This window comes from Segatella copri (assembly GCF_024330485.1).
Classification (GTDB): Bacteria; Bacteroidota; Bacteroidia; order Bacteroidales; family Bacteroidaceae; genus Prevotella; species Prevotella copri_L.
In genome coordinates, this window is record NZ_JANDWX010000021.1 from 17098 (window position 1) to 35354 (window position 18257).

The 18257-nt window shown below is 47.0% G+C and carries 18 protein-coding genes; 6 read left to right on the forward strand and 12 right to left on the reverse strand.

Annotation, left to right across the window (positions count from 1 at the left end; genetic code table 11):
- Nucleotides 1–5 precede the first annotated feature (5 nt).
- Nucleotides 6–1694 (reverse strand): putative transporter, encoded by a 1689-nt coding sequence (locus NNC77_RS11385; RefSeq protein ID WP_117691671.1) that lies wholly within the window; start codon nt 1692–1694, stop codon nt 6–8.
- Between the two features lie 275 nt (nt 1695–1969).
- Here NNC77_RS11385 and mnmA point away from each other — a divergent pair, with 275 nt between their 5' ends.
- Nucleotides 1970–3049 carry a tRNA 2-thiouridine(34) synthase MnmA gene (mnmA, locus tag NNC77_RS11390; protein ID WP_254970897.1) on the forward strand — a complete coding sequence of 360 codons (1080 nt, stop codon included), beginning with the start codon at nt 1970–1972 and terminating at the stop codon, nt 3047–3049.
- A gap of 76 nt (nt 3050–3125) precedes the next feature.
- Here the strand turns inward: mnmA and NNC77_RS11395 are convergent, their stop codons facing one another.
- Nucleotides 3126–3614 (reverse strand): low molecular weight protein-tyrosine-phosphatase, encoded by a 489-nt coding sequence (locus NNC77_RS11395; RefSeq protein WP_228114929.1) that lies wholly within the window; start codon nt 3612–3614, stop codon nt 3126–3128.
- Nucleotides 3615–3744: 130 nt separating this feature from the next.
- On the opposite strand from NNC77_RS11395, the gene NNC77_RS11400 reads away from it, so the two are divergent.
- A complete protein-coding gene (locus NNC77_RS11400; protein ID WP_254970868.1) occupies nt 3745–5607 on the forward strand; it encodes an SLC13 family permease in 1863 nt (620 codons plus the stop codon).
- A gap of 146 nt (nt 5608–5753) precedes the next feature.
- Here the strand turns inward: NNC77_RS11400 and NNC77_RS11405 are convergent, their stop codons facing one another.
- On the reverse strand, nt 5754–5939 hold the full coding sequence (locus NNC77_RS11405; RefSeq protein ID WP_254970869.1) for a hypothetical protein: 186 nt from the start codon (nt 5937–5939) through the stop codon (nt 5754–5756).
- Nucleotides 5940–6686: 747 nt separating this feature from the next.
- Here NNC77_RS11405 and NNC77_RS11410 point away from each other — a divergent pair.
- A complete protein-coding gene (locus NNC77_RS11410; RefSeq protein ID WP_254970870.1) occupies nt 6687–7511 on the forward strand; it encodes an MBL fold metallo-hydrolase in 825 nt (274 codons plus the stop codon).
- A gap of 183 nt (nt 7512–7694) precedes the next feature.
- On the opposite strand, the gene cydB is transcribed toward NNC77_RS11410, so the two are convergent.
- From cydB to NNC77_RS11425, 3 genes are all read right to left on the reverse strand, one after another.
- Nucleotides 7695–8831 (reverse strand): cytochrome d ubiquinol oxidase subunit II, encoded by a 1137-nt coding sequence (cydB, locus tag NNC77_RS11415; protein WP_254970871.1) that lies wholly within the window; start codon nt 8829–8831, stop codon nt 7695–7697.
- 53 nt (nt 8832–8884) lie between these two features.
- Nucleotides 8885–10420 (reverse strand): cytochrome ubiquinol oxidase subunit I, encoded by a 1536-nt coding sequence (locus NNC77_RS11420; protein WP_254970898.1) that lies wholly within the window; start codon nt 10418–10420, stop codon nt 8885–8887.
- 81 nt (nt 10421–10501) lie between these two features.
- Nucleotides 10502–10729 (reverse strand): DUF4492 domain-containing protein, encoded by a 228-nt coding sequence (locus NNC77_RS11425; protein ID WP_022121687.1) that lies wholly within the window; start codon nt 10727–10729, stop codon nt 10502–10504.
- 297 nt (nt 10730–11026) lie between these two features.
- Between NNC77_RS11425 and NNC77_RS11430 the strand changes: the two genes are divergently transcribed.
- Nucleotides 11027–11398, forward strand: a complete 372-nt coding sequence (locus tag NNC77_RS11430) for an MmcQ/YjbR family DNA-binding protein (protein ID WP_118140220.1) — start codon at nt 11027–11029, stop codon at nt 11396–11398.
- A 299-nt stretch (nt 11399–11697) separates the two neighbouring features.
- Here the strand turns inward: NNC77_RS11430 and NNC77_RS11435 are convergent, their stop codons facing one another.
- The 5 genes from NNC77_RS11435 to NNC77_RS11455 all read right to left on the reverse strand — a co-directional run bounded on the left by NNC77_RS11435 (nt 11698) and on the right by NNC77_RS11455 (nt 14683).
- Nucleotides 11698–12579 carry a radical SAM mobile pair protein B gene (locus NNC77_RS11435; protein ID WP_118140218.1) on the reverse strand — a complete coding sequence of 294 codons (882 nt, stop codon included), beginning with the start codon at nt 12577–12579 and terminating at the stop codon, nt 11698–11700.
- Nucleotides 12564–12941 (reverse strand): DUF5131 family protein, encoded by a 378-nt coding sequence (locus tag NNC77_RS11440; RefSeq protein ID WP_262924897.1) that lies wholly within the window; start codon nt 12939–12941, stop codon nt 12564–12566. The genes NNC77_RS11435 and NNC77_RS11440 overlap by 16 nt, the downstream gene beginning before the upstream one ends.
- A 4-nt stretch (nt 12942–12945) precedes the next feature.
- Nucleotides 12946–13725, reverse strand: a complete 780-nt coding sequence (locus NNC77_RS11445; RefSeq protein WP_254970873.1) for an MBL fold metallo-hydrolase — start codon at nt 13723–13725, stop codon at nt 12946–12948.
- Between the two features lie 194 nt (nt 13726–13919).
- Nucleotides 13920–14240 carry a hypothetical protein gene (locus tag NNC77_RS11450; RefSeq protein WP_254970875.1) on the reverse strand — a complete coding sequence of 107 codons (321 nt, stop codon included), beginning with the start codon at nt 14238–14240 and terminating at the stop codon, nt 13920–13922.
- Nucleotides 14234–14683, reverse strand: a complete 450-nt coding sequence (locus tag NNC77_RS11455) for a cupin domain-containing protein (RefSeq protein ID WP_254970877.1) — start codon at nt 14681–14683, stop codon at nt 14234–14236. The genes NNC77_RS11450 and NNC77_RS11455 overlap by 7 nt, the downstream gene beginning before the upstream one ends.
- 299 nt (nt 14684–14982) lie before the next feature.
- Here NNC77_RS11455 and NNC77_RS11460 point away from each other — a divergent pair, with 299 nt between their 5' ends.
- Together NNC77_RS11460 and NNC77_RS11465 are read left to right on the forward strand one after the other, a co-directional pair.
- Nucleotides 14983–15351 carry a winged helix-turn-helix transcriptional regulator gene (locus NNC77_RS11460; RefSeq protein WP_118140214.1) on the forward strand — a complete coding sequence of 123 codons (369 nt, stop codon included), beginning with the start codon at nt 14983–14985 and terminating at the stop codon, nt 15349–15351.
- Between the two features lie 167 nt (nt 15352–15518).
- The gene (locus tag NNC77_RS11465; protein WP_254970879.1) at nt 15519–17309 is read left to right on the forward strand and encodes a 1-deoxy-D-xylulose-5-phosphate synthase; all 1791 of its coding nucleotides are present in this window, start codon (nt 15519–15521) and stop codon (nt 17307–17309) included.
- Nucleotides 17310–17434: 125 nt separating this feature from the next.
- Here the strand turns inward: NNC77_RS11465 and NNC77_RS11470 are convergent, their stop codons facing one another.
- Entirely contained in the window at nt 17435–17998 is a 564-nt protein-coding gene (locus NNC77_RS11470) for a hypothetical protein (protein WP_254970881.1), read from the reverse strand.
- Nucleotides 17999–18257 lie beyond the last annotated feature (259 nt).

Genomic DNA, 18257 nt, shown 5'->3' on the forward strand with positions numbered 1-18257 from the left:
TATGTTTATCCGAATACAAAAATAATAATCTGAATGGTTACAATTCTGAGGAACATGGCGAATGGATATACATTCGCATAGCCTACTGTTGGCGCATCAGCCGAAGTCTGCTCACGTACGTAAGCCAGGGCAGATGGGTTGGTGTTGGCACCTGCCAATACGCCGAGTAATGTATAATAATTGATGTGGAACACGAGCTTGCCGATGATGCCGCCCAGAATGATTGGTATCATGGTGATGGCGATGCCGTAGAGTATCCAGGTCAGTCCGCTTTCTGATGCTACGGTCTGGATAAACTGTTCGCCTGTGCCGAGACCCACGCAAGCCAGGAAGATGCAGATGCCGATTTCGCGCAGCATCAGGTTGGCTGAAATGGTATTGTAGGTAACGAGGTTGTATTTCGGTCCGAAATAACCTATCAGGATGGCTACTACCAATGGGCCGCCGGTAAGTCCGAGACGCAGATTCTCGTTGATGCCTGGGATGAAGAACGGAATGTTGGCTACGATACAACCCAGCATGATGCCCAGGAAGATTGGGATGAGGTTAGGGTAGTTCAGACGCTTCATCTGGTTACCCAGCACCTTCTCGGTATGAGCGATGGCGAGTTCCTTGCCCACTACGGTTACGCGGTCGCCCAACTGGAGTTTCAGGTCTGGGGTTGCGATGAGGTCTACACCATTTCTGTTCACGCGGGTAATGTTGGCGCCAAGGTTGCTTCTAATCTGCAACTGGCTGATGCTCTTGCCGTTGATGCCCGGCTTGGTAATCAGAATTCGGCGGTTGATGAGCTCGCTGCTGAATTCCTCGTCCTTTACGTCAACCTTCTCGCCGAGCAGGGCGATGATAGGTTCTTCTACGGTAGGATGAGCCACAATCTGCAGAATGTCGCCCTCTTCTATCACGGTCTGTCCGTTAACCACCTCGTCCTGGCGTTCGCCGTTGTTACGGATAATCTTGGAAACCATGAAGTCGCGCTTCAGCAGATAGCGGATCTGCTTGACGGTATCTTTGAAAACCATCTGGTTAGAAACCTTTACGGCGAAGGTGTTCAGGGTCATCGCTTCAAGATGTCCCTTTCCTCGCTTAGCTTCATCCTCTTCCTTCTGCTTGTCTACGCGTAGCGCGAACCTTAATATAATGAAGCTGAGGATAACGCCGAGCACACCCATAGGATAGGCGATGGCATAGCCGGCTGCGATGGATGGGGCATCGATGTGGCGCAGATCGCTGAATGCCTGCTGGGCTGCACCCAGACCCGGAGTGTTGGTTACGGCACCCGAAAGGATACCTGCCATAGAGGTGATGGATGTTCCCGAAAATGAGAAGATGACTAAGGTAGTAATGATACTCAGGGCCACAACAATCATGCTGAGCAGGTTGAGACTCTTGCCGCCGTTCTTGAACGAAGCGAAGAAGCCCGGACCTACCTCCAGACCGATAGAGTAGACAAAGAGAATCAAGCCAAATTCCTTGAGAAAGTGGAGCAGATGCTCGTCAAGGTTGAGAGAGAAATGTCCAAAGATAAGACCGATGAACAGAATCCAAGCCAAGCCCAGGGAAACACCTTTTACTCTGAGCTTACCTAAACACAAACCCAAGGCGATGACCAGCGAAAGAATCATCACAGAGTGGGCTACTCCGCCTCCCCAAAGGTCTGGGAAGCCATAAAATAGATTTTTTAAAATCTCCATTTTTCTTTATCTATTAATGTAAATACTGAATTTTCAAAAACATTCTTTCTTATCGATTTCTGAAATCGATTGCAAAGGTATAGATAAAAACGAAAGCAAAACTCGTTTTATATTTAAAAGCTACGAATGCTGCTATAAGTGTTTTCTATAGCAAAAATAGGCTTTGCGGGCTTTTCTTTTCTCTTTCTCATGCATTTCTAGCCCTTTCTATGCTCATTATATCAGTTTTTTTTCGTAATTTTGCAACCGGATTATTATAAACAGGAAAGAATATGCTGAATATTGACGAAATAAAGGATAAGAGAATTGCCGTGCTCCTTTCGGGAGGCGTCGACAGTTCGGTTGTGGTTTGGGAGTTTGCCCAGCTGGGCCTGCATCCTGATTGCTTCTACATCAAGATTGGTCCTGAGGAGAAAGAGGAGTGGGACTGCTCTTCGGAGGAGGACCTGGAGATGGCTACGGCTGTGGCTAGAAAGTATGGGTGCAAGCTGCAAGTGGTTGACTGCCATCATGAATATTGGAACGAGGTAACCCGTTATACGATGGAGAAGGTGATGGCTGGTTTTACGCCTAATCCGGACGTGATGTGCAACCGCCTGATTAAGTTTGGCGCCTTCGATGAGAAGATGGGTCACAACTACGACCTCATCGCCACGGGGCATTATGCGCAGACCGAAACGGATGAAAATGGCGACAAATGGCTTGTCACGAGTCCTGATCCTGTGAAAGACCAGACCGATTTCCTGGCTCAGATAGAGAGCTGGCAATTGAAAAAAGCGATTTTCCCTATCGGCCATCATATCAAGAATGAGGTTCGCGAGATAGCCGAAGAGGAGCATCTGATAAATGCCAAACGCAAGGACAGCCAGGGAATCTGTTTCCTGGGACAGATAAATTATAATGATTATATTCGCCGTTATCTGGGCGAAAAACCGGGCGATGTCATAGAGATGGAAACGGGCAAGCGCATAGGCGAGCACAAGGGTTTGTGGTTTCATACCATCGGCCAGCGCAAGGGCTTGGGCTTTGGCGGCGGTCCCTGGTTCGTGATTAAGAAGGATGTAGAGAACAATATCCTGTATGTGAGTCATGGTTACGATCCGCAGTCGGCATACAAGAAGGATTTTCCTCTCCATGATTTCCATTTCCTCACACGCGAGGTTGCTATGCAGAAGGTAACTTTCAAGATTCGTCATACGCCGGAGTATCATCCTGCTACGATAGAAAAGCTGGAAGACGGCCGCTGGATGATTCATTCAGAAGAGGCGATTCATGGTGTGGCTCCCGGCCAGTTCTGTGTAGTTTATGATGAGCATCATCATCGTTGCTATGGCTCGGGCGAGATTACGGTATAAATATTTTAAATTGAAAAAAGGGATGAGTCATCAATCTGATATTTTGATGATTCATCCCTTTTTGTTTTATCTGTTTTTACCCTTCCCCGATAATGCTGTCCAGCAATTCCTGGCAGGCATCTTCGAGAAGCGTGATAACGAGCTCGAAGTCGCTATAGTCGCCATAATACGGATCGGGAACGGTGGTGTATTCACGATGGTGGGTCAGGAAATCGGCCATGCGCACTACTTTCTTCCTATCAGACTCTGAAGAAGCCATGGAGGTAATGGCACGGTAGTTTTCGTTGTCCATTACCACGATGGTTTCGAAACGGGCGAAGTCTGACTTCTGAAACTGGCGGGCATGGCTGTTGAAATTGTAGCCATGCTCGGCGCCACATTTGCGCATGCGGCTGTCGGGCAACTGACCTATGTGCCAGCCCCCGATGCCCGCAGAATCGATTTCAAACTCATCCTGAAGCCCTGCTTTTTCTACAAGACTCTTCATGATTCCCTCGGCTGCCGGAGAGCGGCAGATGTTGCCCAGGCAGATGAATAATACGGTATGTTTACCTTTCTTTGTCATGTTGCTAACTTTTTTTTTGTTTGCAAAGTTAGCATAAATCTCTGTATTATGCAAGATTTTTCTTCATTTTTCTTCCCACAAATTCTTAATTCTCACTTTATTTCCGTATATTTGCAGCCAAAAAAAGCACATGACAACAACACTTATCATATTGGTTATTACGGTAGCCCTGTTCATCTGGGGCAGGGTGAGGGCCGACATCGTGGCGCTTACCGCCCTGGCAGCACTCCTGGTTCTGGGTATCCTGACGCCTGCCGAGGCGCTGGCGGGCTTTTCTTCGCCCATCGTCATCATGATGATAGGACTCTTCGTGGTGGGTGGAGCTATCATGCAGACCGGACTTGCCAAGCTTACGGGCAATAAGCTCATGGCGCTCTCGCGCGGCAACGAAACCATTACCTTCCTGCTCGTAATGCTCGTAACCTCCTTTATCGGCGCCTTCGTGAGCAATACCGGAACGGTGGCCCTCATGATGCCTATCATCATGAGCATAGCTGCGGGCTCGGGCATGCAGTCGTCGCGTTTCCTCATGCCGCTCGCCTTTGCCGGAAGTCTGGGCGGAATGCTCACCCTCATCGGTACGCCACCCAACCTGGTTATCGATGAAGTATTGACCGAGGGCGGTTATCAGCCGCTTGCCTTCTTTAGCTTCTTCCCTGTGGGCATCATCGTCATCGCCATCGGCATCATCGTGCTCATGCCGCTCAGCAAAATCTTCCTCAGCAAAAAGCAGAACGGTAAGAAAAAGAAGCAGGGCAAATCGCTTGATGACCTGGTAGACGAATATCAGCTGCTCGATAATCTGCATCGCTACATCGTGCCTAGCCGCCGCCCTTCTGCTGCCCTCGACGAGAATGGCGAGCAGATGGATATCGTGGGCAAAACCCTGAAGGATCTGAGTATCCAGAAGAAATATGGCGTGAGTATCATCGAGATAAGAAACGAGAAGAAATCACGACTGGGACTGGTGAAGGATGTGAGCCAGAACATGGCGAAGAGCAGCAGCACCATTCAGGTTCACGATACCTTATATATAATAGGTGAGGAGGAGAAGATGAAACGCTTTGCCAGCGATTACGGCCTCAGGAAGATGAAGGATGTGAAGATTGATTTCTACGATCTGGGACTGACCGAAATCGTGGTGATGCCTACGTCTAATTTTGCCGGTCTGCGCATAGGCGATGCCAACCTGCGCAAGCGTTTCGGCATCAACGTGCTGGGCGTAAAGCGTGGCGATGAATATATTACCGACAATCTGATAGCCGCCAAACTGCATGTGGGCGATATGCTCCTGGTGCAGGGCGAATGGACCAATCTGGCTCATCTGGCTACCGATACGAGCAACTGGGTGGTTATCGACCAGCCAGAGAAGACTGCAGACAAGGTGCTCTTGGATTATAAGGCGCCTGTGGCGGCTGCCATCATGCTGCTGATGATTGCGATGATGGTATTCGATTTCATTCCTGTGGCTCCGGTCACGGCGGTCATCATCGCCGGACTGCTGACCGTCTTTGCCGGATGTTTCCGGAATGTGGAGGCGGCTTACAAGACCATCAACTGGGAGAGCATCGTGCTGATAGCCGCCATGATGCCGATGTCTACGGCGCTTGAGAAGACGGGTGCTTCTGCCTTGGTTTCTCAGGGGCTGGTAGAGAGTTTGGGTTCGATGGGACCTACAGCTCTCTTGGCAGGTATCTACTTCACCACTTCTCTGATGACGATGTTTATCAGCAATACAGCTACGGCTGTGCTGATGGCTCCTATTGCCCTGGTGGCGGCCCAGCAGGTAGGTGTGAGTCCTTATTCCTTCCTCTTTGCGGTTACGTTGGGCGCCAGCATGTGCTTTGCCTCTCCGTTCTCCACGCCTCCTAATGCGCTGGTGATGAAGGCGGGTGGCTATACGTTTATGGATTACGTGAAGGTAGGTTTGCCTCTGCAGATTATCATCGGCGTTGTGATGACCTTCGTTCTTCCGCTCCTTTTTCCTTACTAAGGATTTTTGATATCAAAATAAAAGCCCCCGATGTTTTTCCCGCATTGGGGGCTCTTTTTTTATCGGGTTAAATCAGGCTTTTTTATTTTCCCAATTAGAGAGATTTTTTTCTCCAACTGGGCAAGTGATTTTGCGCGCTTTCTGAATCACGATGCAAAGATACGAAATTCCGATTTATCAGTTGTGCGATAGCGTGCGATACCATGCGATTGCGGAACATTTTTCTCCAATCTCGTTTCTTCGTATTCACGGAAGTTGGGACAGATAGTTTCAGCGATGTTGGACAGTTGTTCCTTATTATAGCCCGAATCGGCAACAAGATAGGTCTTCATACGGTATGATTTCCCCTAATTGAGGGCGGAATACTGAAAAATAGCCCCATTTATCTCCACTTCGAGTATCGGGAAGAGCATCGGAAATAAGGGTTCCTGCATGTCTTTTGATGCCTGAGAGAGCAAAAGTTGCACCTATTCGATGCCTTTTCCCAGCTTTTTCATCGTCGGAGCGGTTGAAATGGGGATATTGTACTTCAAATTCTTAGTCTCTATTTCTACATAATTTATTGATTATGAGCCTTATAGAGAGAAGTGGGGTTGGGCGGAGCGTTCCAGTTCCAGTTGTTCCAATTAATTTTTTGAGCGTTCCATTCTACCTTCTTATATATATAACTATCTATATATTAAGTAGTTATAGAGTCTCTATAAAGGGGCATTGTCCTATGAAAACCTATTTGGAACAATTGGAACAACTGGAACAACTGGAACGCTTGCCCGAAAATCATTTCTGTTTTGATCCTGTTACCAGCCTCCCCGAAGTCCCCATTTTCTCTAGAAAGCCTCGACTCCGTTTTATCAGTTTTTACCCCTGCCGCTGAATGATTTCCTATCTTTGCTGCGTGTTTGAAAAATAACCTTTTCTTATGCCTTTGCAAAGTGCCCGGCAAGCATGGACCTACCTTTTATGCCGCAAAGTCAAGATTATTATTTGGAATAAGCAAAGATTTTGGGGCTTTTTCTTGGTGGTTTATCAGAAAATGAGTAGTTTTGCGGGCGTGAATCAAATAGATAACGAATAAAATAATGAATAAGACAACGACTCAAATTACGATGCTCGGAACGGGAAATGCTACGGTTTCCCAGATTTATAACACCTGTTTTGTGCTCAAGACTCCCAGCACCCTGATGCTGGTGGATGCGGGAGGAGGAAACGGAATACTGGCGCAGCTGAAGAAGGTGAATGTTCAGATTTCTGACATTCATCACCTCTTCGTTACCCATGCCCATACCGACCATGTGTTGGGTGTGATCTGGGTAATCCGAATGGTGGCACAATGTAAGGGTTACGAGGGATTGCTGCATGTGTATGGAAACGATAAGGTGATGAAGGTGATCAAGACCATCATCGACATGATTCTTGCCAAGAAGCAACTGGCTAAGGTGGCTGAAAGGGTGGTGTTCCATCAGCTGGAAGATGACGATTGTTTCGAAGTGGGGGATATGAAGCTGGAATGCTTTGATATTCAGTCTACTAAGGAAAAACAGTTCGGATTCCGAGCTGAGCTGCCTTCTTCTGATGAATCGGATAAGCCTTTGGTCTTGGCGTGCCTGGGTGATGAACCTTATAACGAACAGAACCGACGCTACATAGTGGGGGCTGACTGGATGATGTGTGAGGCGTTCTGTCTCTATGCCGACCGCGATACGTTCAAGCCTTATGAGAAATGCCACAGTACGGCGCTTGATGCCGGAAAACTGGCGGAGGAACTGGGCGTGAAGAATCTTATCCTGTATCATACGGAGGAGAAAACGCTCGCTAATCGTAAAGAAAATTATACCCGTGAAGCTGCCGAGAACTTCAAGGGTAGAATCTTCGTTCCGGATGATTTGGAGGTGATAGAACTGTAGAATTTTATTTGTCCCACAGATTTCACAGATTTACACAGATTTTTGACCTGTACGGTCGGGGATTTCGCAGATTTTTTTGTTTGGATATTTGGGGAATTTTCCTCCCGATTATGACAAGAATGAATCTGTGTAAATCTGTGGTATCTGTGGGACTTTTGAAGTGGCTCACTTTTTCAGTCTTTTTTAATACGCTTCTCCCTGCTCTATTTCTTCCTGCGTAATGCGCTTGCGGTCGATGGCACGCCAGGCAAAGACGATGTAGGCGAGCACGAACGGGATGAGGAGGGAGACTATCGCCATGGTGCGGAGCGTGAACTCGCTGCTGCAACTGTTGGCGAGAGTGAGCGAACTCTGAAGGTCGATATTGGATGGATAGTAGGCGGTATTGTTCCAGCCGGCTATCAGCAGCAGAACCAGCACGGTAAGCACGGTTCCGATGCCCGTAAACCAGATTCCCTTTCTATACTGCACGCTCCTCGATGACTTGAAAATGCCGAAAAGAACGAGTACTACACCTGTTAATAATATTACAATCAAGATTGGCATCTCCAGAAGATTGTGAAGATACTTCATGCTCTCTATCGTAATGTCGGAAGAAGAAGTGCTGAATCCGTCCTTTACCAGCAATCTGATGAGGAATGGCAGGAAGAACAATAGGAAGAGGAGGGCATTCCATGGCAACTGGCGGGTGCAGCGCTCCTGAATCTGCTGGTGCTCGATGTTGTTCTTGATGTAGAGCATGCCCAGGATGCGGGCTAGCATCAGTACGGCAAGTCCCAGCACCACATTCCATGGGTCGAGCAGGGCATCAAGACCATGACTGGCGTTTGCCCAGCGGCTGATGACGGGTTGCAGACTGTTGGTAATATTGCCCTTGTCTATCAGGAAATTGCTGCCGTTGAAGAAGGTGGCTACGGCTCCGCCAAGAAGCAGCGGACCCACGATGCCGTTGACAATGAGGCAGATCTGAAAGGTCTTTGGTCCAAGAAAATTACCTATCTTGTTCTGGAATTCATAGCTCACGGCTTGAATCACAAACGAGAACAGGATGATCATCCACAGCCAGTAGGCTCCGCCGAAACTGGTGCTGTAGAACAGCGGGAACGAGGCGAAGAAGGCTCCGCCGAAGGTGACGAGCGTGGTGAAGGTGAGCTCCCATTTTCGTCCCGTAGAGTTGATGATGAGGCGACGCTCTTCTTCTGTTTTTCCCAAACAGAATATCAAGGTGTTGGCTCCCTGTACAAACATGAGAAACACCAGCAGGGCTCCTAATAATGATACGAGGAACCACCAGTATGATTGCAAAAATTCGTATGTCATAATGCTAATGTCATAAAGTTAATTCATAATCTTAAGTTTATCATCTTAAGTTTTTATTCATATTCCGGTCCTTTCTTAATCTGCTTCACCAGGATGCTGATTTCCACGGCAAGCATGGTGGTGAAGAGTGCCAGGAAGATGAAGAAGGTGGTGGCCACGCTGCCTGCCTCGATGTCGGAGATGGCGGCACTTACTGGCAGCAGGTCTTGGATGGTCCAAGGCTGGCGACCGATTTCTGCTACTATCCAGCCCGATTCTGAGGCGATGTAAGCCAGCGGAATCATGATGATGGCGAAAATGAGGAACCATCGGTATTGGGCGATTTCCTTCTTATAGACCAGGAATAGGCTGAGGGCGAAGAAGAGGATGAGCAGGCAGCCTACTCCCACCATCAGGCGGAAGGCGTAGAAGCAGATCGGGATGCTCGGTACCAGTTCCTTGGCGTCCTTGATGTAACCATATCCGAAGTATTTCATGTTCTCCTTTAAGATAGGGAGCTGGTCTTTCGCCTTCGTTTCGCGATAGGTTTTCAGGGCAACAATCGCCTTCTTGCCCCGGGCTATCTTTTCCTGCACGGATGGTTCCCGGGTGCCATCTTCATGGGTGTAACCCTTGATAATATCGTTTACGCCTGGCACGTAGCCATCGGCTGTGCGGGTGGCTAAGAACGAGAGCATGTTAGGGATGGCGATGCGCATGGCTGGCTCCTGTTCGTTTTCGTAATCGGGCTGCTGGAAGGGGTGAACGGCTGCTATCGCCGTGAGGCTTTCGCCGTTTCCACCATTATATAATGCTTCCATCGCAGCCAGTTTCATCGGCTGCACTTGTGCCACCCGATAGGCGGAATTGTCGCCGGTCATCGCAGCCAGCAGGGTGGCGATGAGTCCTACTCCGGCACCCATCTTGATGCTCGCCTTCGCCAGCTGGGTTTCTCTCTTTTTCAGTAGATACCAGCAGCTTACGGCTACCACGAAGGTGGCGCCGATGATCCAGGAGGAAGTAACGGTATGGGTGAACTTGTTGATGGCGAATGGCGAGAGTGCCACATCCATAAACGAAGTCATCTCGAAGCGCATGGTGTCGGGATTAAATTCCTGTCCTACAGGATATTGCATCCAGGCGTTGGCTACGAGAATCCACCAGGCAGAAATGGTGGCGCCAAGTCCCGTGAGCCAGGTGGAGGCAAGGTGGAAGCCCCGGCTCACCTTATCCCAGCCGAAGAACATTACGGCCACGAAGGTGCTCTCCATGAAGAATGCCAGGATGCCTTCGATGGCTAGGGGAGCGCCGAATACGTCACCCACGAACCAGGAGTAATTGCTCCAGTTGGTGCCGAATTCAAACTCCAGGATGATGCCTGTGGCAACGCCCATGGCGAAGTTGACGCCAAAGAGTTTTTGCCAGAAACGGGTTACGTGCTTCCAGAACGGCTTGTTGGTGCGGTAGTAGCATGTTTCGGCGATGCCCATGATAACTGCCAGTCCCAGGGTGAGCGGCACGAACAGCCAATGGTAGATGGCCGTGAGTGCGAATTGCGCCCTCGACCAGTCGATGGTGGCTGATGTAATGTCTAACAATAGATTTGTCATCATAGTTGAATGGTTTTAAAATTGTTATTATATAATGTTTTTGTATTTCTTTCGATGTGAAGGTTGCGGGGATTCTGAGTCTTATCTGTTCAGAATTTCCTTTGAAACGAAGCCAGCTTTGTCTCCGTTCTTGGCATTCGTATTGATAAAATCTGGAAAGAAAAAGAGCTTGAGCACCAGGAAGATGATAGCAAGCTTGATGAGGATGACAGCCCACAACGTCTTGCCCAGGGTCATCGTCCTAAAACCATCGTAATAGAGATGGAATATCCGGGACAGCAGTCCTTGCTTCATTTCTTCCTTCTTCATAATCACTCCTTCTTTTTGATTTCTGCTGCAAATCTACAATAAAATTATGTAACTACCAAATATTTTGTTGAAAAAGTTACAAAAAGATTATTTTTAGGTATCCCATAAGGGAGTTATTTTAAAGTTTTTCTTTTTTTTTTATGGAATAAGTCTTGCCGTTTCATCAGAATTCATTATCTTTGCAGAAAAAATGCTGCACTCGGCAATTTGAAAGCAAGCTTTCATTGCGCTCGTTTGCAATTTCTTTGTCCCCTAAAACATAGAAAACATTTTAATCAGAAATAATCAGAAGAAATAATGAATATAGAATCTGTTAGAGAGTATTGCCTCTCGCTTCCCCTCGTAACCGAGGCTTTTCCTTTTGATGAGCGGACCTTGGCGTTTCGCATCTTGGGCAAGATCTTTGCCTGTGTTGACCTGGAGCGCCCCGAGTGGGTTACGATGAAATGTAATGCCGATTACGCCCTCGAACTCCGGGAAGTGCATCCCGAAATAGAAGGCGCATGGCATTGGAATAAGAAATACTGGAATCAGGTAAACCTCTATGGCACGCTGGAAGATGATTTCATCCAGTCCCTGATTCGCCACAGCTATTCCGAAGTGGTGAAGAAGCTCAAGAAAAAGGAAAAGCTTGAGCATCCCTTAATTCCGCAATACTATAGTTTATAATATTTTTTAAGTACCTGAGCAACAAAAAGTTGCTCAGGATTTTGTCATGTCAAAGAATTCACTTATATTAGTGTTGCAAAAAAAACAAGAGAATTCGATAAATGACATGGCAAAAGTACAAATAAAATCTGAGAAACTTACTCCTTTTGGAGAATAATCCCCGATAAACCACTGTCATTGTTGGCGACAATGTCAATCGGCGTGGGTTGTCCTTATCGCGGATTTTTGTTCATATCTGATGTGAGATATCATCAGGTCCGGGCTCATCTTTGACCATATCCATTATCCTTTTACGGCATTCACCCTTTGTTTTTGAGCCTGATTTTCTCATGATAGAAATAGTTCACGATGACAGGCTTACCTTTTTCGGAGCGTCCGTAAGGCAAATCGTTCACCCGATAGGGAAAGCCGTGTGTTTGTGCATACTGGGATATGTCCTGTTCCAAAGCCTGCCAGTAATCAAGTTTTTTCTTGTTGTATATCTCTTCGTACAACGGAAAGAGCTCGGGATATTTCTCACGAATATACGTCATTATTCCTCCTTTGAATTGTCCACGCAGGTTCAGATTTTCAAGCCATATCAAATCGGCATAATTTTTCACCTCCCCAATAATCGCCTTCACATCGGTTATTCCCGGAAATATGGGTGAAACGAAACATACGGTACGGATGCCTGCCTCATAGACTTGACGCATCGCTTTCAGGCGACGTTCTATGCTCACGGCATTGTCCATATCCGTGCGGAACCGCTCATCAAGCGTATTGACCGACCACGATACCGTTACTTTAGGAAAACCTTTCAATAGATCGAGGTCACGCAGGACGAGGTCGGATTTCGTACAAACCATAATCTCGGCATTACTTCCATGTAGTTCTTCGAGCAATTTACGCGTACGACGGAAAGATTCTTCATACGGATTGTAACCATCCGTCACAGAACCTATCACAATACGCTCGCCATCATATTTGTGTGGATTCTTTATCGGTTTCCAATTCTTCACGTCCAGGAATGCTCCCCACGGTTCGGTATGTCCAGTGAAACGTTTCATGAACGAGGCGTAGCAATATTTGCAGGCGTGTGGACAGCCTACATAGGGATTGACCGAATACCCGCCGACCGGCAGCGAAGATTTGGTCATGACACTCTGTACATCTATTTCTCTGATTATTTCCTTTTCCATATTTTTTCTATAAATTGTTCTGGTAGCTCTTGAATCATTCGGTCTTCTCCCATGATAGGCAAAAGGTCTTCTTTCATAAATACCGGAATGTGATTTCTTTTCGCCTGTTCTACTATATGAAGTACCCATTCAGGATTGGCATCTACTTTTCCTTTCCTTTTGCCTGTTTCCGTCCCTATAACAATCCATTCGTAACCCTCCAAATCTATCTCACCCACATCCTCAAAGAGAGGTTCAAAAGTGGCATAATCATGTTTAGAGCGAATGTGACCTTTTAATTCCTTCAGCCGTTTCTTCTCGGAAGCCCTAGTCACAGTAACTCCCATCCATACGTTTTCATCGTTATAAGTGATTTGATACAGACGCTCATAATATTATTGTTTCTCCATCTTCAGGAATAATCAGGCGACTCATTTCTATTTCGTGATGCATGGCCTCGTTACGCAGAATTGCGCGTGTGGTCTGCCCATGATCGGTAGCTTCCATGTGGACTGCTATTAGTTTGATGTGAGCGGGAAGTTCATCAAGCATGGTCATAACTTCCTGTTCGTCGGGAATAATAGAACCTTCTGTTCGAGAAAATTCAGGGAATATTGCACCTCCACTGTTCACTATGATGTAATCGGGAGAAAACTGTTCTATGGTCTGACGGATACACTCCTCCCACTTGCAGTCACTCATTATATATACGGTAGGGAAACCAGACGCGGTAAGCACATAGCCGGATACCGGCCCCATCATATCTCCAATCTGGCCGAAGCCATGGTGCCCTTGGATGCGATGAATGGTTAAATCTCCAATGGTTTTGTCTTTTTCAATGCTTTCTACATTGGTAAAACCATCCTGCTTAATACCCTCTTTATCCTGCGGTTGTGTCAGGAACAGGATGTTCTTCGCTAAATGCTGTTTCACTGTCGGGTCGTAATGGTCAATATGGTTGTGTGTCAGCAATACCATATCCAGACCATCCGTAATTTCATTCATCGGCATCGTAAGATGTACTCTTGGTGTCTTATATACTCCGAGGGCCGACTGCAAAGTGCCTTTTTCGGCAAGCATGGGGTCAACAAGTATCTCTTTTCCAGCATAATGAATTCGCAAAGTTGCATTGCGAATCAGTCGAATTGTAACATTATTTTTCTTCATAATTTGTTGTATGAGTCCACTTGAAAAAGTGGATTCTATTTAAATTAAACAATAGCCTTGGGTAGTTATATTCTGCCCTTGGCGTTAACTAACTCTGGCGAATAGTTAGTGTTCGTTAGTTGGTCAAACAACTTTAGTACGCAACTACAGCCTTAAAAATGCCTCAAAATGGGGCTATTCGCTCTTTGAACTACTTATTTTGCAATTTGGAGACTTAATTGGCAGTCAAACCAGAAAAGACGGCGCATGTTCATCCAAGCGCATCTTGCAATTGCTTGCAAGCCGTGCTTAAAGAGTGTACGATATCTGGTCTTGTTGTTTCTTGTATGGAAGCCATACTGGAACATTGCTGCTTCTACGTTGTTGCGTTTCTTCCGTTCTTCAAACGGTATGGACTCAACTTTGCGTCTGACCTCAGCCTTGTCCACATGCTCCTTCTTGAAATACCTATATGACTTCTTGCCATCGGCGTTCTCAAGGACAATCCATGGAGGTGACGGAGTAGTTTCTACCACTCCACCTTATCATTCAGAATCACGCCGTCGGTTGCATCTTCGGCTGTAAAGGTTTCGGCCTTATACTGCACGCAGAGCATCACGAGTGGTTCTGTACCGTTGTTGCGAACGGAGCGCTTGCCGTCTGGTGCTACTCTCACCACGCTTCCCTCCTGAACTGGGAATACCTTGCCATCCACCTGGAACTCGCCCTTGCCGCTGAGGAAGAAATATAATTCCTCGTGTTTCTTGTGAGTATGGAGGAAACCTGTCTCTGTGCCAGGAGCAAAGTTCTGGAATGAGAACTCGCCACCAGTAGCGTTTACGCTCTGACCTCCGAATACCTTTCCGGGAATCTTAATCTCAGGACCCAACTCTAAGGTGTAATCCTTGATTTCACTCATCTTACCAAAATCTGTGGCTGTGAAGTTCTCAGCCTTTGCAATAAGCTTTGTTTCTTTCATCTTTTCTGTTATTTTTAAATGTTTATATTTCTCTTTTTATTTCTGAATTGCGCTGCAAAGATACTGCGAAAAACTGGTTCCTGCAAGAGGGCACTTGGGGGTAAGATGGTTACCGGGAGGTAACTATTGTGTGGGAATGGGAGAAAGAAAAATGAAGCGTTAACTTAGATTAACTTCGTATGTTTTGTGTCTTTTCGGATATTAGTTACTTTTGTAGCCTATTGCAGAATATTACAGAGTTTTGCAGAATATTATAGATTATTGCAGAATATTATAGTAGAATATAAAGAAGATAGATTATGGCAAGAATGATAAAAGAAATGGTAGTGCAGGACTGTCCCATCCGTAACGTCCTGGCGCGTGTTTGCGACAAGTGGTCTCTACTGGTAATCTACACCCTGAAATATCATCAGGATGGTCCCCTCCGGTTTAATGCCCTGCGTAAGCTGATTCCGGATATTTCGCAGAAAATGCTTACCAGCACGTTAAAATCGCTGGAGGCTGATGGCTACGTTACCCGCAAGGCTTATGCCGAAGTGCCGCCAAGAGTGGAGTATTCTCTCACACCTCGTGCTGAAACCCTTATTCCTATTATGGATCATCTGATAAAATGGGCGCTGGATAACATGGCTGTGATTCTGAAGGATAGGGATAAGGCTGTAGGCTGATTTCCAGGATGAGATTTCCGGAAAATCATTCATTTTTTCTGTAGTTGGGGTAATGCGTGTTTTCGGGAATCTTCGTATCTTTGCACCCGGAAATCATGATCCTCATATAATCATGATTATAATCATCATATAATCATAATAGAATTATAACTATAAGTATAAAAAATATGTATATTGAAAAAATAAAGTCGCCAGCCGACTTGAAGAAGCTGGATTTGAAGGAGCTGCAGGTGGTGGCTGATGAAACCAGACAGGCTGTGCTGAACCGTGTAAGCAAGCATGGCGGTCATGTGGGGCCGAACCTGGGATTCGTAGAGGCTACCGTGGCGCTTCACTATGTGTTTGATGCGCCAAAGGATAAGCTCGTGTTTGACGTAAGCCACCAATGCTATCCGCATAAGGTGCTCACCGGACGAGCTGCGGGATTCCTCGGCGATGTGAATGACATGAATGCCATTTCGGGCTATTCTTCTCCTGCCGAATGTCCGGAATATGACAACTTCGAGGTGGGGCATACTTCTACTTCCGTGAGTCTTGCCACCGGTTTGCAGAAGGCGCGCGACGTCAAGGGAACCGATGAGAACATCATCGCCATTATCGGCGACGGATCTCTTTCGGGAGGCGAGGCTTTCGAGGGACTTGATGAGGCTTCGGAACTCGGTACGGGCATCATCATCGTGGTGAACGACAACGAAATGTCTATCGCCGAAAATCATGGCGGAATCTATAAGAACCTGCGTGCCTTGCGCCAGAGCAACGGCACCTGCGAGCACAACTGGTTCAAGGCGTGGGGCTTTGAATACAAGTACCTGGAAGAGGGTAACGACATCGAAAAACTCATCCAGGTTTTCAAGAGCGTGAAGGATACGGATAAGCCTACCGTAGTTCACATTCATACAGAGAAAGGTCATGGATTTGCACCAGCCGTAGCCAACAAGGAGGCTTGGCATTGGGGAATGCCTTTCAATCTGGAAGACGGTTCGCGACCAAGAAGGAATGCCGATGGAACCCTCCCGGAAGTTGCTCCAACAGAGGATTACGGTACATTATTCTCTGACTGGATGCTCAGCGAGATGAAGCAGGATAAGACCCTCATCGCTGTAACCGCCGGTACTCCTACCGCAGGCGGCTTTACTGCCGATAAGCGAAAGTTGGCTGGCAAGCAGCACATCGATATGGGAATCGCCGAAGAGCAGGCAGTAGCGATGATTTCGGGAATGGCGAAGGGTGGATTGCATCCGGTATGGACGGTTTACAGTACCTTCATCCAACGCACCTACGACCAGGTAGCGCAAGACCTCTGCATCAATTCCAACCCAGCCGTAATCAACGTGGTAGGAGGCGGAGTGAACTCGATGAACGACATCACCCACATCTGCCTTTTCGATATTCCGATGCTCTGCAGCATTCCGGGGCTCATCTATCTGGCTCCAACCACCTGCGAGGAGTATTTCTCCATGCTCCGCTGGAGCATTCTGCAGGATAAGAAACCTATCGCCATCCGTGTGCCAAGCAATGGCGTGGTTCATACGTCAGAAGCCGTTGATGCTGAGTATGGCTACGAGGCAAAGTACAAGGTGATGCACCAGGGCGAGAAGGTGGCAGTCATCGCCGCCGGTTCGTTCTATCAGAAGGGCGAGAATGTAGTCCGCCTGTTGGCTGATAAGGGCATCGATGCTACGCTCATCAACCCCCGTTATCTGAATGAGGTGGATGCCGAAGTGCTGGATAGCCTGAAGGCAAATCATCAGCTGGTGGTAACCCTGGAGGATGGCTCGAAGGATGGCGGATTCGGAGAGCGCATCGCCTCTTACTATGGCACTTCAGAAATGAAGGTGATGGTGGGCGGCATCAGGAAGGGACTCTACGACAGATACGATGTGAAGGAGTTGCTTTCGGATAATCGCCTGCTCGATGAGCAGATTGTGGAAGACGTTTTGTCAGTAATTAATGATTAGTTAGTCGGCATAGTTAGTTTTTATTTAACGAGAAATCCAAGCCGGAGAATCATCTCTAGCTTGGATTTCTTCTGTTTTATCATCGAATGTTTGTCTTAATCTCAGTCATCATCCCAGTCATTATCTCAATCATCATCATCATCATCGTCATCATCATCATCCCAATCTCTATCGTGCTTCCACTTCTTCTTGTCGTGCTTCCACTTCTTATCGTGCTTGTGATGCTTGCACGGCTTTCCTGGTCCATAAGTTACATGGGTTCCGCCTGGCCATCCCGGTCTTCCGTAGCTGCACTCAGGGCGAGGGCGGCGCTTGTCGTGTCCCCAGTTATGCTTTGGATACTTGGTGTAAATATGGTGAACATACACATGATTCTGCCAGCCGATAGGGCGATAGAAATAGTATGAGTTCTTAAATTTCTTCCATTGTCTGGCGGTCATCATGCGCTTGAGCTGCTTGTTGCGGTAATGCCAGCCGTAGGCATCAATGTCGCGATAGCTGCGGATGCCATTGAGATAATTGAGATTGATGTTCAGGATGCTGTTGCGCTGAACGCTGCTCAATCCCAGTTCCACCACCATCTTATCTGTGATAAAACGGGCTTCTGCCTGAATATTTGTCAGTCTCTGAGCATTCATAGATGTAATCATCATCCATACTGCTACCAATGTCATCATGATTCTTTTCATAACTATCTTCTCTTTAAAGGGTTATTACTGCATTTATTTAATTCTGGTGCAAAGATAGAGAGAATAGCTGAAAACAACAAGGGGAAAACCATAATCTGATGTATGATTTTCCCTAAAAGCATCGGGGGAAACTCCCGTAATAAAATTGTAGCATCTTTTATCTGCTAATTAAAATCCTTGTAACCTCTTTGACACATAATACCCCTACCTTTGCACCCGAAATTTAACAGGTATTACCTCGAAAGGGGGAAATCTTTAA

Excerpts from the sequence above, each read along its gene's own strand:
- NNC77_RS11385 (WP_117691671.1), bottom strand. The coding sequence starts at position 1,694 with ATGGAGATTTTAAAAAATCTATTTTATGGCTTCCCAGACCTTTGGGGA.
- NNC77_RS11395 (WP_228114929.1), bottom strand. The coding sequence starts at position 3,614 with ATGACAAAGAAAGGTAAACATACCGTATTATTCATCTGCCTGGGCAAC.
- NNC77_RS11400 (WP_254970868.1), top strand. The coding sequence starts at position 3,745 with ATGACAACAACACTTATCATATTGGTTATTACGGTAGCCCTGTTCATC.
- NNC77_RS11405 (WP_254970869.1), bottom strand. The coding sequence starts at position 5,939 with ATGAAGACCTATCTTGTTGCCGATTCGGGCTATAATAAGGAACAACTG.
- NNC77_RS11410 (WP_254970870.1), top strand. The coding sequence starts at position 6,687 with ATGAATAAGACAACGACTCAAATTACGATGCTCGGAACGGGAAATGCT.
- cydB (WP_254970871.1), bottom strand. The coding sequence starts at position 8,831 with ATGACATACGAATTTTTGCAATCATACTGGTGGTTCCTCGTATCATTA.
- NNC77_RS11420 (WP_254970898.1), bottom strand. The coding sequence starts at position 10,420 with ATGACAAATCTATTGTTAGACATTACATCAGCCACCATCGACTGGTCG.
- NNC77_RS11425 (WP_022121687.1), bottom strand. The coding sequence starts at position 10,729 with ATGAAGAAGGAAGAAATGAAGCAAGGACTGCTGTCCCGGATATTCCAT.
- NNC77_RS11430 (WP_118140220.1), top strand. The coding sequence starts at position 11,027 with ATGAATATAGAATCTGTTAGAGAGTATTGCCTCTCGCTTCCCCTCGTA.
- NNC77_RS11435 (WP_118140218.1), bottom strand. The coding sequence starts at position 12,579 with ATGGAAAAGGAAATAATCAGAGAAATAGATGTACAGAGTGTCATGACC.
- NNC77_RS11445 (WP_254970873.1), bottom strand. The coding sequence starts at position 13,725 with ATGAAGAAAAATAATGTTACAATTCGACTGATTCGCAATGCAACTTTG.
- NNC77_RS11455 (WP_254970877.1), bottom strand. The coding sequence starts at position 14,683 with ATGAAAGAAACAAAGCTTATTGCAAAGGCTGAGAACTTCACAGCCACA.
- NNC77_RS11460 (WP_118140214.1), top strand. The coding sequence starts at position 14,983 with ATGGCAAGAATGATAAAAGAAATGGTAGTGCAGGACTGTCCCATCCGT.
- NNC77_RS11465 (WP_254970879.1), top strand. The coding sequence starts at position 15,519 with ATGTATATTGAAAAAATAAAGTCGCCAGCCGACTTGAAGAAGCTGGAT.
- NNC77_RS11470 (WP_254970881.1), bottom strand. The coding sequence starts at position 17,998 with ATGAAAAGAATCATGATGACATTGGTAGCAGTATGGATGATGATTACA.